The organism is Danxiaibacter flavus, from assembly GCF_041060425.1.
Taxonomy (GTDB): Bacteria; Bacteroidota; Bacteroidia; order Chitinophagales; family Chitinophagaceae; genus Danxiaibacter; species Danxiaibacter flavus.
This window is the reverse complement of record NZ_JAULBC010000005.1, coordinates 57,662-72,618: the sequence shown is the minus strand read 5'-3', so window position 1 is coordinate 72,618 and position 14,957 is coordinate 57,662. Positions and strand designations below refer to the sequence as shown.

The 14,957-nt window shown below is 39.2% G+C and carries 8 protein-coding genes; 4 read left to right on the top strand and 4 right to left on the bottom strand.

Annotated features, from left to right (window positions below; translation table 11 throughout):
- Nucleotides 1-3: 3 nt before the first annotated feature.
- The 4 genes from QTN47_RS15315 to QTN47_RS15300 all read left to right on the top strand — a co-directional run bounded on the left by QTN47_RS15315 (nt 4) and on the right by QTN47_RS15300 (nt 6,235).
- A complete protein-coding gene (locus QTN47_RS15315; RefSeq protein ID WP_369330269.1) occupies nt 4-4,515 on the top strand; it encodes a DUF6443 domain-containing protein in 4,512 nt (1,503 codons plus the stop codon).
- Between the two features lie 3 nt (nt 4,516-4,518).
- Nucleotides 4,519-4,878, top strand: coding sequence for a hypothetical protein (locus tag QTN47_RS15310; RefSeq protein ID WP_369330268.1), 360 nt, complete (start codon nt 4,519-4,521; stop codon nt 4,876-4,878).
- Nucleotides 4,879-5,168: 290 nt separating this feature from the next.
- Nucleotides 5,169-5,744 (top strand): hypothetical protein, encoded by a 576-nt coding sequence (locus QTN47_RS15305; RefSeq protein WP_369330267.1) that lies wholly within the window; start codon nt 5,169-5,171, stop codon nt 5,742-5,744.
- A gap of 266 nt (nt 5,745-6,010) precedes the next feature.
- Complete coding sequence (locus tag QTN47_RS15300) at nt 6,011-6,235, top strand: hypothetical protein (protein ID WP_369330266.1); 225 nt, start codon at nt 6,011-6,013, stop codon at nt 6,233-6,235.
- A 221-nt stretch (nt 6,236-6,456) separates the two neighbouring features.
- Here the strand turns inward: QTN47_RS15300 and QTN47_RS15295 are convergent, their stop codons facing one another.
- From QTN47_RS15295 to QTN47_RS15280, 4 genes are all read right to left on the bottom strand, one after another.
- Nucleotides 6,457-9,921 carry a TraB/GumN family protein gene (locus QTN47_RS15295; protein ID WP_369330265.1) on the bottom strand — a complete coding sequence of 1,155 codons (3,465 nt, stop codon included), beginning with the start codon at nt 9,919-9,921 and terminating at the stop codon, nt 6,457-6,459.
- Nucleotides 9,922-10,020: 99 nt separating this feature from the next.
- Entirely contained in the window at nt 10,021-10,653 is a 633-nt protein-coding gene (locus QTN47_RS15290) for a class I SAM-dependent methyltransferase (RefSeq protein WP_369330264.1), read from the bottom strand.
- Nucleotides 10,654-10,695: 42 nt separating this feature from the next.
- Entirely contained in the window at nt 10,696-11,259 is a 564-nt protein-coding gene (locus QTN47_RS15285) for a glycosyl-4,4'-diaponeurosporenoate acyltransferase CrtO family protein (protein WP_369330263.1), read from the bottom strand.
- A gap of 45 nt (nt 11,260-11,304) precedes the next feature.
- Nucleotides 11,305-14,694, bottom strand: a complete 3,390-nt coding sequence (locus tag QTN47_RS15280; RefSeq protein ID WP_369330262.1) for a DEAD/DEAH box helicase — start codon at nt 14,692-14,694, stop codon at nt 11,305-11,307.
- Between the last annotated feature and the right edge of the window lie 263 nt (nt 14,695-14,957).

The window sequence follows — 14,957 nt, the reverse complement described above, 5'->3', positions numbered from 1 at the left end:
ACAATGTGTAAGTCTATATATGGTATTGTATCGCTAATTGGATGGATGAGTGTAATGCAGGTAATTGCGCAGACAAATGTACCTACCCAAACAACAAAAACGTCAACAACAAACGTTATGCCTTTTTTACCAGGGGTTCCTGCCACTACGCCGGTCAACTTTGTGCGTAGCTGGCAACCCAACCGTCCGTACCGCCAGGAAACAGATGTGATTAGCACCTCGAGGTCCGAAACCGAAGTACAACGATCAACATCGTATTTTGATGGGCTTGGCAGGCCACTACAGACGGTCCTGTGGCATGCCGCACCAGACGCTAAAGATGTTGTAGCTCCTGTTGCTTATGATGATTATGGTCGCGAGGCATACCAGTTTTTACCTTATGCGAACGGAACTGATGGAAACTATAAACCTAATTCCTTTAGTGATCAGAAAACGTTTTACAGCAGCACTTACCTCTCTCAACAACCTTCATTGTCCGGAGAGCAGCTTTATTATGGGAAGACCGAGTTTGAAGCGTCTTTATTAAGCAGGCCTATAAAAAGTATGGCTGCAGGTAATAGCTGGATAGGAGCTAGCAAGGGAATCGAAACAAAATACCTTCTCAATCTTAGTGGGGACGATGTAAAAAAATGGAAGATAGACAATAACTATGCTTTTAATGTTACAGACGGCCAAAATATCCCAACTGTTGCAACGGCTTTTGCTGCTGCCACCTTATACAAAATTGTTACGATTGACGAAAACAACAATGCTGTTGTGGAGTATAAAGATGCCGAGGGCAAATTGATTTTGAAAAAAATACAGAACGGGAGTGTTTCAATTGATTATTCAGGGTATCAAAACTTTTTGTGTACCTACTATGTGTACGATGATTATGGATCACTACGCTTTGTTATTCCACCCAAAGCAGTCGCTGCTATGATTACGGCAGGAAGCTGGATTTTGAGTCAAACAATAGTAAACGAACTTTGCTTTCGCTATGAATATGATAGCCGGGAAAGAATGATTGCAAAAAAAACTCCAGGCGCAGGATGGACATACTTGGTCTATGACGCCGTCGACAGACTGGTGCTCACGCAAGATGCAAACTTGAAAAACAAGAACCAGTGGGCATATACAATCTATGATGAATTAAACAGACCTATTCAAACGGGGATTCTTTACTCTTCTTCCACACGCGATAACCTTCAAACTTATCAAAACAATCTGCCCGCATTGATCAAAGATTTATCGGCAAATCTGCAGGTTAGCCAGCGTACCGCGGGTGTACAAAAGTATAGCGCAACCAACAGTATTGAGTTTTTACCTGGATTTACCAGTGAAGACGGAGCTTCATTTGAAGCCGCAATTGTGGGTGCTGGAACTTCTGTTGATAACAACACGGCCACAGTGTCGCTTAATCCTTTGCCACAAGGCGCCAGTTATACTGCGTTGACCAATACTTATTACGATGACTATAGCTTTACTGCCAAAAGATACAATGCAGTATACAATAGTAAGCTGGGAATTGGTAGCAATGGCTATGGTGATAACCTGCCATCGGTCACAAATACGCAAACTACAGGATTAGCTACCGGAGGCAAGGTAAGGGCAATTGAAGATGTAAATAATCTTAGTTCCGGCAAATGGCTGGAAACAGCAAGTTTTTATGATGACAAAGGACGAGCTGTACAGACGCAGTCGGATAACTACAAGGGCGGTCTGGATATAGTTACCAGCCGTTATGATTTTACAGGTAAAGTGATCTCGAGCTACCAGGTGCACAATAATCCCGCAGCAGGCGCCACTAATCAGGCAATCTTAACAGAAACCGATTATGATCATGCAGGCAGGGTATTAGAAGTAAGAAAAAAGCTTAATGACGACAACAACACATTGCGCAAAATTGCCCGCAACAGTTACGATGCACTTGGAAAACTAAAAACCAAACAAGTGGGCCAGCAAAAGGATGCATCAGGCAACCTGATGGCAACCGCAATGGAAACCCAGGACTATGGGTACAATATCCGCGGCTGGCTTAAAGGCATCAACTGGGAGGGGTACGGAGGTACGACAACCAAGGCTACAGCTAACCGATGGTTCGGCATGGATCTAAGCTATGATTGGGGATATCAAACCAATCAATACAATGGCAATATTGCGGGTATGCGTTGGCAGAGCAATGGGGATAAAGCTGAGCGTAGTTATGGTTTGGGTTATGACCGGGTAAATAGGCTGCTTTTTGCCGACTTCAAGCAAAACTCCAGTGGTTGGAATAATTCTGCAGGTATTGACTTCACGCTAAAGATGGGAACCGATGGTACCAATAATGGAACCGCTTATGATGAAAACGGTAACATCAAACAGATGCAACAATGGGGCCTGAAAGGTACAAGCAGCACACAAATCGATAATCTCACTTATGCCTATTACAATACCAATTTGAGCAACAGATTGCAAGGTGTATTAGACAATAACAATGATGCACAGACAGCACTGGGAGATTTTAGAACCAGTGCCTATAGCCCCAATAAGAATGAGACTAATGTTTATACTAAAGTAGACTATAGCTATGACGGAAATGGCAACATGGTAAAGGACTTAAACAAAGACATTGGTACTACTGCGGCTGGTGGTATTGTATACAATCATCTAAACCTGCCCTGGCAGATCACAGTACAAAATAAGGGAACGATCACTTATATCTATGACGCCCTGGGTAACAAGTTGGAAAAAAGGATAGCAGAAACAGGTAAACCGGTAAGGACCACCACTTATTTGGGCAATTACGTTTATGAAGACAATATCCTTCAATACATCGGGAGTGAAGAAGGAAGGATGCGGAAAAGTACATTTTCTAAAGGAGGATACGCCTATGATTATTTCTTAAAAGATCATTTAGGAAACGTAAGGATGGTACTCACTGATGACCAACAAAAAGACAACTATCCGCTGGCGAGCTTTGAAGATGCCACCCAGGCAAATGAACAGCTGTATTATTCCAATGTGGATGTAGCACGCACAACAAGACCTGGTGCTTTTGGTGACGAAAGTCTAAATGGTGGCAAGGTGCAGTTGCTACAGAAGAGCGCACAAAGTATCGGTGTGGGGAAGATTATCAAAGTGATGGCTACGGACAAACTAAATGTAACCGTTGATTATTATATACCGGCTGCAACAACTGATAACAGTAATGCCAATGGCATCAGCAGCGTGATCACGAGCCTGGCCGCAGCCATCAACAATGGAGCTGCAGGAGCCGCACTGAAAGGAAGCGGGAATCTTGTTGCTAATGGCCTGAATAATAGCACCGATTTTACCAGCCTGCTAAGGCCTCAGACAACGGCTGCAACCAGCACGTTACCCAAAGCTTATTTAAATATCCTGTTTTTTGACGAACAGTTTAAATTTGTAGCACAGAACAGTGAAATAGTGCAGGTAAACACCGTTGGAAGTAGGCAGCCGATTGTAAAAGTTGCCAAAGAAGCACCGAAGAATGGTTTTGCGTATGCTTATATTAGTAACGAAAGCAACAACCTGGTGTACTTTGATAACTTCCAGGTAAGTGATGAACGAGGGCCGTTGGTGGAGGAAACACACTATTATCCATTCGGCCTGCAAATGACGGGCATCAGCTCTAAGGCGGCGGGTAAGCCGGAGAACAAACATCGCTTCAATGGGTATGAGCAACAACATAGTGAATTTAGTGATGGAAGTGGTCTTGAGTGGTATGATTATAAACATCGGTTTTATGATAATCAAATAGGACGATTCTTTGTACAAGATAGGCTTGCAGATCACTATGCCCAATATGCGCCTTATCAGTTTGCAGGAAACGAGCCGACAGTTGCAATAGATTTAGATGGATTAGAGCCAGCATACATAGCCAGCAAAAATAAATCTGGGCAAACGAAACTTAATTTGCCAGTTGTGGCAATGTATGCAAGGTTATACGGTAATTCTTTTTGGACTACAGGTGCTAAAGCCAATATTGTTATAAATCAACCACTTCATGACAGATTAACTGGTTATAAAAACGGTGCTGTTACATTAGGCTTTGAAATAAATTATACAGGAAACTACGCAGCCAATAATAGTGGAGAAAGTTGGTTAAAGCTAACAGGACATGAAATAGCCCATGTTCAGCAGTTTATTGACGCGTTTGGAAAAGATTTTAATTCTAACAAAGATTACCAAAAGGCTGTGGCAGCTTGGTTGTTTTCATATGGAATAGATGCTGCATCAAAAGCGGCGGAAAATAAGACAACGGACCCCAATAAGCTGCATGATAAAATTGAAATAGAAAAGGACGCTATTCGATATGAAACACGTTTCGATTCTTTTTACGACTCTCAAAACTACACAACTACCGAAAATGGGGTAACAAAATCGGGCAATAAAATTCTAGACCTACTGCAACAAATGCAGACTGCTCAAGGTAATACCGATAAGAAGGCTTACACGCAAGCGTTTAATGATCTTATGAAATTGGTAGATAATTTTAATAGATTACAATCTGAAAAAAAAGAGCATTAGATTATGAAAGTAATTCAGATAGCAGTATTTTTTTACCTACCAACTATTTTAGTTGTGTTTTATTCTTGCCATGCCAAGCAACCCGTTTTTTTGATTAGCAAAGATTATGAATTTGTCGAAGAAAAAAATAACTCTCCTATAAGGGCCGTGGCGATTGAGCAATATGACACACTTAATAATTTTATAGGGAAAAAAAATATTTATAAGAATCTTAATGGTGATGGAAAAAGTAAAATATACTTTTTTTTAGAAAATGAGGGGTACCATTTTAATGGAGATACGTTACGTTTGAGTAAAGGTTTTGTGTATAAACTTCACATTGAAACTTTGGGGTTTAGCGATACACTAGTATTCAGGCCATAACCTCAATACCCAGATTGTTACTAACAATTGCGTATTATATAAAGTGACTTTTTAAAAGATTACAGCCAGTGGAATAAAAATAGCTGCGGTTCCTGCATCCCTTATTGTACCTACTTTCAATACTCGATATCGATATGAGAATACAAGGGTTTTAGATGTTGATTCATAATTTGAATGATCCTTATCAAGTAGATAAAAACGGAAAGGTTTATAATACAAATAACAGCTTTGGTAATGATTAATAGTATCGAAGAAGCAGCTAGTTAAATTAATCCAAATAATAAATTATTATGAATCGTTTTTTTTTATTTATGCTTATTTGCACTTTGTTTTTTGCTTCTTGTAATAGTGAAAATAACAAAACGATAAACGGTAAGTATCAAGTAGTGAAAAAATATGAGTATCTTATTGCAATTGATATTTCAAATGCATTGGGTGAGCAGAAGTCTAAGTACGTTTTAAATAATTTGTTTATTAATACTTATGATTCCGTAAGATTCACTAACCCATTAACAAAACCTTTAGTTTTATACAATATTTCTTATAGAAGCAAGGTTGACGAGGTTAATCCCAGTATTCACAAATTTGTTCCTAATGATACTTTTGAAATTGCATTTTCAAAAAACTTGTGCGATACTCTATTTGCTCTTACAAAGGATTTTTTCAGTAGCATAGAATTTGGTAGTTATGATACATTGGGTCGATTAATGCCTGTAATATATGACGATTCTCGTGCTAATGTTGAACTCAACTGTGATGGAAGAAAGTTAAATGCGAGTATTAGCAGCATCAAAAATCCAGACATTACAACCCCTCAGTTAGACACACTAATAAGGTTTGTAGAAAAATTTAAGCGCCCGTCCTAGTTAGGGAAAGTGAAAGATGGCGAAGAATCTTAGTGGCATCAAAAATAAACGTCTGTCTTTTGGGAAAAAATTAATAAGTTGGACAATTGCAATCGGGAATTGTGCCAATGAGCAAGCTCTAAAAAATAATTCCAGGAGTATTTTTAAACCCTTTACGACATGGCATTTTAGAATCACACTAGTAACTTGCAATCTCGATTTAAAGTGATTAGCCCTTGGCTGTCTAGCCAGGGCTTTTGAATTAAATTAATATTATTCTTTCAAGTATGGGGATACTTTTATTTAAAACTTTTAAGCCTAAAAAGAGCTTTGGGCAAGAGCTTTATTTTCGTTGTGAACACGAACGGTATGATTTTAACGAAGAGGTTCCGGAGAAAAGGGAGGAAGCGGAACACTTGGTAAGGAGAACTATAATAAAACTCATAGCAGATCTTTCTCGTATGGTATATGATGAAACCAAAGCAAGCTTTAAAATTGCCGCCAAAAAATGAATTCTAACACTCTCCCGACATTAGAGCTGTTGAAAATTTGCATAAAAAGGTTAGATCTATCTGTTCAATTTTAAGAAATTTCTCCTGCGTCGAAATGACAATTAGCGTTCGTCAGCAAAATGAGATGTTGCAGCGATAATGACAAATGCAAATCGGGGAAATTTGTGTTGAAAAACCATTTCAACACAAATTTCCCCGTTCATGAAGCCTTATTTATATGCTTACTTTTCTTCTTCTAAAGACTTTAGATATGCCTTGAAGAATTTTGAAATATTATCCTGGCTAAACTGTTCTTCCCAATAAACTCCGGAAACATCATCAAGAGGCTCGATATTATTTGCATTTGAGCTAAAGCCACCGGCAATACCCAAATAGGATGAAATGTCATCACCTTCTCCGTAAGTCACTTTATACAAAAAGAAGTTGTAAGTCTTTCCATTGTATGTGCCTTGCTTTTGCATTAAGAACTTAAGAGAAGAAGGTAGATCTTCATCAGAAGCAGCATTATAAACAAGGCTTTCTGCAAAGTATGACTGGGTTAAATATTTACGCGGAAACAGCGATGTTTTGTTCTTTTCTTTCAAGTCGTCATAGAGCCTGGTACGCATTGATCTGTCGGCGGCGATCGTTGTAAATACCGATGCATTTACTTCTTCATTTTTCTCAAGAAGGATAAGCGCCGCAACTTTGAGCAGATAAGGTTCCTTAGCCGAAAGGTAGCTTTTCACCGTCTGAATGCCTACCGGAGAATTATATCTGCCGATTAATTTTAATAAGGAATAGATGTCATAATTGTAATTACTGCTGTCAGCCGTGTTTGTTTTATAGAACGGCAGCAGTGATTTAGCTGTTTCGATAAATTGATTCTCTGACGCCGCAATGTCTGTTATTTTAATGAAGCCACTATCAACCAATGTCAACATGAGCTCCGCAATGGAAGGGGCATTCACTGAATCTTTGGCAAACGGCAAAAGATGTTTATATATTTCGGCCGTTAATGATAAACTGTCTTCAAGATTACCGAAAAAGCTGTATTCAAAACGATCTATCGGCGCCGTTTTATCCAGCAATCTTGCCAGCGCGGAATAACTATCCGTTGTGTTTATTCCTGCAAGCGTTGCCAATGCAAGAGGGCGCATTTCACTCTTTAATGCAGGATATTCTTTCTCTATAAAATTTACTGCAGACGTATCCTGCATTTTTTGCAGTTTATTACTAATGCGCCTGTTAACAGCAACTGAATTATAATGGTCTTCATCACGCCATGGAGACTCATAATTTTTGAAAAGTGCGTCTCGTAAACTCACAAGATCATTCTTAGAGAATGGTGCGTCAGTAATAGCGGTGTATGCCTGCACTCTTGTGGCAGAGTCGGTACTGGTTAAATCCTGTAAAATCAAAGATGCTTTCGAAATTGTAATATAATTACCCGTTGCAGCATTTTTAAAACTTATAGAATTGAAGAATTTTTCGGCATTCTCTTCCTGCAGTATTTCTCTGTCGCCAAAGCCAAATAATTTGTACAGGATGTTTCCGTTAACAAGCATTTTCGTTCTTGTAAAAACGTTTTTATTTTTTGATTCTAAAAGGGCGCTCCTTGTTTCACCGGATAATATTTTCTCACGTTTGTCGTAAATGACAGAGTCTGTCTCCGTATTGAAATGTATGTTTTCATGCCAGAATGCGCTATCGCTTTCATACCAGTTGTACTTACCCAATGTGTCTTCAAATATCATAAAAGACATTGCAGTGGTGCTGTCATAGGTAACGGTGTATGCTTTTGCATCTTCAGTTGCCTCAATCCGTTTTAACGGCTGTGGCGCCCAAACCGTGAATGAACTGTCCCGAGCTTGTTGTGTGTTCCAGGCAGCAGTGGATTTAATATTAATCCTCACGCTGCTAAACATGTCTTCAACTTGTTTATTGTATATGCTGGTTTTATCTCCAACTATGGAAAAGATAATATTACGATTATTGGCCACCGCAATAATGATCCGCATGTGTATGGATGGGTTATCCTTATTGCCTGTACATGTTAATTCCCGAAAGAATCTACCATTAACAGTTCTGTCTTTTTCTGTAACCTTCGGGTATAACTCCCTATATTTTTTTGCAAGGTCTTCAAAAATTGCCCGGTGATCTACTATGTATAGTCCGTCGGTTGCATCCTTGCTCATAAGAAATATGTATGAACCGGTATGTGCATCTACACCCGAAAAGGTTCTAACCTTCCAGCCCTCGTTTGATTTGCTCAATTCTTTATTAAAGGTTAACTCTGCTGGCGCGTTTAAGCTAACACCCATTAATGGATCATTAAATGAGAACATTTGTTCTGCTGCAACGACCGGGATATTTTTTCTGATACTAAGCGAGTCAAAAAACCTTATTGCGCTTTCATCACTTACACCGGATTTCTTCATGGCTGATATAAGGGCCATGTATGCAATATTATTTTGAAAATATATTTGAACACGGTTTGTATAATTGTCAACTGTATATATAAATTCCTTTCCCGGAATACCATTTTTTGAAAGCTTGTTTACTTCCACATTTTTTGTGTTTTTGTACATTCCCTTTCCCATGCGGTCAAGCAGGCTATCATGGTTGGTGATATTGCCGGGAATGGCGCTGGCCATTGTGCAGTATCCTTTGAAGTTGAAAAGGTCAAGCAGGAATTTCATTTTAACAACACCATACATTTTAATTTCTGCAGGATTTCCCGGCATACTGGTGCTATAATAATTCTGATCGTCTGTTACCTTTTGCCAGGGGATTGGCACTTCTGTGAATGTGTATTTATCCGGAGCTATTTTGTTAGCAGAAATAACGGGCTCTACATTAAACCCTCTGTCTTTTAGCAATTGAATTACACCGCTATCTCCGGGAAGATGGGCCGCACCTACTGCAAAGAACATGCTTCTTTCATTGGCCAGGCTATCCATGCGGCGCGCCATCTTAATATTTCTATGAATCAGGATTAGGTCCTTTTGCTTCTCTGAAGAAGTTTCGTTTGTGAAAGAATCAATGCCTTCTATATTTTGAGAAGTATACAGGCGAATCATTTCTTCCATTGCTTTGTCCGCCTCGCCTTTTTCAGAATGTAATATTGCAGTAATATCCGACTGATCGATAAGGTCGTCCCTGAGACTGGTTTGATCAGACAGGTCCTCAATTCCCCCAAGCCATTTTCCCTGGCGCCTCGCAATATTGTACAGGTAGGCATCCATGAAAGTGGGCATTTCTCCCTTTTCAAAATAGTCAGACATCCATTTATTCTTTTCCTTGAGAATATCGTTGCTGGTTATTTTGTCGGCCGGCTTCTTTAGTTTTTTTGAGAGTACACCGCTGTACTTTTCATAGTCTTTTTCGGAAAGAAGATCTTTTAATTTTTTTCCTTTCCCTATTTCATCAAAAAGCTTATTAACGAAATATGCGGCCATTTCATCAGGATTCACTTCAATCGCCAAACCCTGGCTCGTTTCAATTGAATGATATACAGAATCTGTAAACTGAAATAGACGTTTGTCATTCAGATGAAAAGTTCCATAGAGGAAAGATGGCTTTTGCAAACCGTTACCGGAAATGCGCCAAAGCAACGTTTTAGGTAGTGGCTCGCGTGAAAAGGCTAAAAGAAAAATGGCTGAAAACAATGCGGTTAGCAGAATTGGCTTAAGGCGTAAAAACATAGGTACGAAAAATTTGGGTACGTGCAATATTATGAATTAAACAAATGAGAATAATGTGTGACCTAAAATTTTAAGGTAAAAGACAAGCCCCGAAACGAATCAGCCGAGTACATAAAGCGAAATAAATGACTGCTGCTCACCGATGATAGCACTAATTTCTTCCTGGTGTCTTATAAAAGGAAATAAGCGTGTTATAAACGGCTTTGCCATTAATCTTTGCGGTGTAGTTAAAATAACGGATGTGCCTTGCTGAATAAATTTCTGCAACACGAGAAACAAGGTGTCGAATGCTGCCGGCTCATAATTAATATCGCTCAATAATAGAACGTCGGCATCTGCATCGGCAGGAACGTTGTTCCAGTCTATTAACCGGCAATACATGTTGGTGATGCTATTAAGTGCAATTGAGCTTTGTATTACAGACAGTGCTTCTTCGAGGTAATCACTGCAGCAAACTTCAGATGCGTAACTTGCTGCTATTAGTGAAGGTAAGCCAAGGCCAGCGGCCAGTTCCAGGACTTTTTTGTTGGCAAAAAATTCTTTGTTCTTTTCAATATATGTAGCCATTGCAATTGAAGCCGGCCATACGCGTGCCCAATAAGGAGCAGCGGCAAAAATGTTCCTGTTTTTATCTTCTTTAAATGCTTCAACAATTTTTCCGGGTTCAGGCACATAAAGCGAGATGTCGCGGGTTAAAATTTTATATGTGGAAAGAATCAACGATGAGCTCATAAAACAAAAAACATATTGAGCACAAAAGTACTTAAGATCCTGTTATTCATCGGGAGCTAACCGGCGCGTATGTTTGAGCAGCAGCATAATGCGAAGCCGGTTATATTGCTGCAAGAGAATTGGATACACATTGTACAGTATATTGGCAATGGTGATCAGACTCCCCAATATTATTTTCTCCTGCATAAATGCCAGCACCGTTGTAAGCAAGAAAAAGAGCAGACAAACGAAATGGAATTTTTCATAGAAATATGTTTTTCCGATATGCTTTCTAAAGTTTGGCTGAATGTGCGGTTTATAGCCCGGGTATTTTTTTCTGATGAGTCTGTTAATGAGATCCCCATCCTGCGCGTATTTTCTTACAATGCGTATGCCCAGTTTGTTATAAGTGCGTATTGAATTGCTGAGTTGTAATCGGCTATAGAAGGATTTTGGTAAAAAAAATCCAACCAGGCTGATGGCTATCACAATCCATAAATAATGTAAGTTTCCGGGTAGTGCATAGAAAAAATAAACCGGTGTAAAATTTATCACCGACCAAACAACATTCGGAATCATGTTGTACAGGCCAATTACAGTCTCAATATTTTTTCTTTTATCAGACATGTAACGAAAGTTGTAAAAGCAATCAGCAATCAGCTTTGGGCTTGATCATTTCAGCAAACGCAACAGATCATCTTTCGTGAAAGATTTAAGCATGTTGTTGTCAGTTCTTACAAGATCATCTGCCAACAATGTTTTGGCTTGTTGCATCTTCATTATTTTTTCCTCAACAGTGTCCATACAGATCAGTCTGACGGCAATTACTTTTTTATTTTGTCCGATACGGTAACAACGGTCGATTGCCTGGTTTTCTACTGCCGGATTCCACCATGGGTCAACTAAGTAAACGTAATCTGCCTCCGTCAGGTTAAGGCCGACACCTCCGGCTTTCAGACTTATCAAAAAAACGCGAACATTGCTGTCGTTTTGAAATGAGTCAACTACTTCTTCTCTGTTCCTGGTGCTTCCTGTAAGATAAGCAAATGAAATATTTCTTCTTTCCAATTCTTTTTTGATAAGATTCAGCATTGAAACGAACTGCGAGAATACCAATATTTTATGCTGTGGCGATTTATTTTCTATTTGCTCCATCAGCGCTTCCATTTTGGCTGAAGTATGCATGTATGCAGCATCTTTTACCAGGGCAGGCGAATTGCATATTTGCCTGAGTGTTGTCAATCCTTTTAATACATGTAAGGCAGTTTTCGGAATGTCTTCATCACTACGCGCGGAAAGAAACTCGCGAAACTCCTTTTCATGCACGTCATATATTTTCCTTTGCTCCCCGTCCATTTCGCAGTAGATCACCATTTCCGTTTTATCGGGAAGTTCTTTTGCTACCTGTTTTTTGGTACGTCTTAAAATAAAAGGATTTATTTTTTGTTGTAACTCTGCAGCGCGTTTATCATCCTTAAACCTGTCAATAGGTATGGCATATAAATCCCTGAAATGTTGCTTGCTGCCAAACAAACCGGGACATGCGAAAGACAATTGTCCGTACAGATCAAATGTGTTGTTTTCCAGCGGTGTGCCGGTAATGATGATCTTGTTTCTTGACTTTAACAGACAAACGGATTGGTAACGTTGTGAGCCCGGATTTTTGATTAGTTGTGACTCATCAAGAAAAATATAATTGAAGGTATAATCTTTTAAAGAACGTGCGTCGGCTAAAATGCTTCCATATGTTGTTAAGATGACTTCATATTGATCAAACTCTTTTAAATTCCTGGCACGCCTGGAGCCGTAATGTGTAAACAGTTTCAGCGTTGGTGCAAACTTGGCTATTTCCTGTTGCCAGTTGAAAAGGAGAGAAGTAGGTACAATCAGCAGGTTGGTATTCCGATTGGTCTTTTTTCTTTGTGTAAGAATGAATGCAATGATCTGTGCTGATTTACCAAGACCCATATCATCTGCAAGACAGCCGCCAAAATTAAAGTCATCCAAAAAGTTGAGCCAGTTCAATCCCTGTTGCTGATAATGTCTGAGTGTTCCCGTAAATTCTTCTGGCAATTCCACATCTTCAATTTCATCAAAGTTGTCAAACTTCGCCTTGTACAGATCAATTTCCTCTTTTACTTCATGTGATAGCATTTGCAACTCATACATTTCCGTGATACCGGAAAAATTGATCTTCGGCGTTTGAATTATATCGCCAGCTATATCCCCCGCCTCGAAGTAATGCGCAAATTTCGTTAGCCAATCATCAGGAATAATGCCGAGTGTTCCGTCATCCAGTTGTACATACCTGCTTTTGTTTCTGTTGGATTTATGAAGCTCTTTTATAGATGCTTTCTGCTTGCCAAAGCGAGCATAAACGGATGTGTTGAACCAGTTAATGCCGCTGGTTACTTCAATGGTGATCTTTGCTTTATTTTGATTCAACCTGTTATTGGGTAGCTGGTTAAATCCAAGAATAGTGATGTTTTCATCCCGCCATTGCTCGAAAGCATGTAGAAACCAATCGTTTTCAAGAAACCGGTCCTTATGCAGATAGAGATAATCGTAGTCAAGCTGCTCGAAAAAATCAGCGTGCTGCTTCAACAATAATGCAGTAAAAGCAAGTTCGGCTTCCTCATTTCTTTCAATTGTGAATGCTTTTCCTTTGTTATCGAGTGCATAGATCTGCCTTCTCGATAGAATTGGAATTTCAACATCACCATATTTTATCACCGGTGAGAAACGAATATAATTTTGAGAGCTGGTTAAATACAATATTCTTTCCAGCGGTTGATTGAAGCCATTATCTTCAATCTGTTGTGCGGTAGCCGCATGTAGGTATTCATAAGAGATCTTGATCTTATTTTCAAGCTGCGTCAATATATCCTGTTGAAACTCTTTGTATTTGGATGCATAAAGAAGAAGCTTGTAGTGATGTTGTTTGAAGAAGTCGATTACCTTTAATATTTCATAATCATCTATAAGATACAACGTATCTTCCGATAGTATAAAGTAATCATATTTAAGCTCAACATCAGCCAGATCAAACCATTTGTTACGCAATTGCACGTAACAGCTTACCTCATAAAAATGGTTTTTTGACTGTACATGCAGTTGTATGTTGCGTTTTAAAAGCTGTAGTTTAACCGGCTTAATGGAGCTGGCAATTACATTCTCTGAAACTTCTGCCTTATGATAGTAAAAATTTAATTCTAAAGGATTTGTAACGACAGCTTTCAATGCTTCAATTGACGGTGCGTTTTTTTGTACACTGTGGTTCTGCTGAAAATTAGTAATGGCTGCGAAAAATTTAATAGCGGCATTGTTATTTGCACGCCATGTTTCATCTGAAGGGTTAACGAGTTGTAAAGGATTTTTTACTTTTCCCTGTTGACTGAAAGTTGCTTCGAAAAGTTCTATATACAGGTGGCCATAATATTTGTGCTGCTTTAGCACCACAAATTTCTGCAGGGAACCATCGGGAATATTTACAGGTTCGCCATGTTGTCGTGATAACAAGCTCTGCTGAAATATTTTCTTTGTTTCATTGGTAAATGGTAGTAGTTCTTTCCGGATAGGTTGTACGTTAACCCGCTTATTGCCGTATTCAATCGTGAAAAAGTTATCAAGCTCTTTTTCCTGTTCTAATCCGTATTCTTTTGCAGCGTGCCGGATTAACAGGTCCCGGAGTTCATCATCAAAAAACGCTTTTATTTCTTCCCGCTCCATGATGTTGTACAAAGCCCTTGCCTGGTGGCTGCAGAGCTTTCTTTTTTCCTGGCTGCATGCGCAGGAAAGAATAAGGCGATCATCCGTTTGAACAACTGTAACGGTTGATGAAGAAGGCGTGACAGTTGAATTATTGAAGACAACTTTATTTACAGAAATTGTTTCCGGCTGCATGTCGAAGAAACCTCTTGCTTCTGTTGGCACGAGTTCCGAACAATGACGCAGGATAAAAGAGCTGTTTAGTTGCGAAACAGCAAATGGCGTTATTACATAATCAAACGCGGGATCAATGTTGTTTTTGTCTAAGTTATCTGTATGCGCTTCGTTTTTCATGCAAGGATACAAATATATTAATTGACAATTGAAAAGGGATAATTGACAATTTAGTCAACATCAAACACTCAGAAAATATTATAATCACATCAATTCACGAGGCGTTACTTCTCTTAGTAATAAAATAAAAGTTACACAGAGAGCACCGAGCAGACACAGAGATCCACAGAGGGCATACTTCTCCCAGAGTTGATGATGCCTGCTTAATTAACCACCATTGTCAATTATCCCTTTTCAATTGTCAATTGAAAAAAAAGGGCCAT

Bases quoted from the DNA above. Each gene is read 5' to 3' on its own strand.
- QTN47_RS15305 (WP_369330267.1), top strand. From the start codon at position 5,169: ATGAATCGTTTTTTTTTATTTATGCTTATTTGCACTTTGTTTTTTGCT.
- QTN47_RS15280 (WP_369330262.1), bottom strand. From the start codon at position 14,694: ATGAAAAACGAAGCGCATACAGATAACTTAGACAAAAACAACATTGAT.
- QTN47_RS15310 (WP_369330268.1), top strand. From the start codon at position 4,519: ATGAAAGTAATTCAGATAGCAGTATTTTTTTACCTACCAACTATTTTA.
- QTN47_RS15290 (WP_369330264.1), bottom strand. From the start codon at position 10,653: ATGAGCTCATCGTTGATTCTTTCCACATATAAAATTTTAACCCGCGAC.
- QTN47_RS15285 (WP_369330263.1), bottom strand. From the start codon at position 11,259: ATGTCTGATAAAAGAAAAAATATTGAGACTGTAATTGGCCTGTACAAC.
- QTN47_RS15295 (WP_369330265.1), bottom strand. From the start codon at position 9,921: ATGTTTTTACGCCTTAAGCCAATTCTGCTAACCGCATTGTTTTCAGCC.
- QTN47_RS15315 (WP_369330269.1), top strand. From the start codon at position 4: ATGTGTAAGTCTATATATGGTATTGTATCGCTAATTGGATGGATGAGT.
- QTN47_RS15300 (WP_369330266.1), top strand. From the start codon at position 6,011: ATGGGGATACTTTTATTTAAAACTTTTAAGCCTAAAAAGAGCTTTGGG.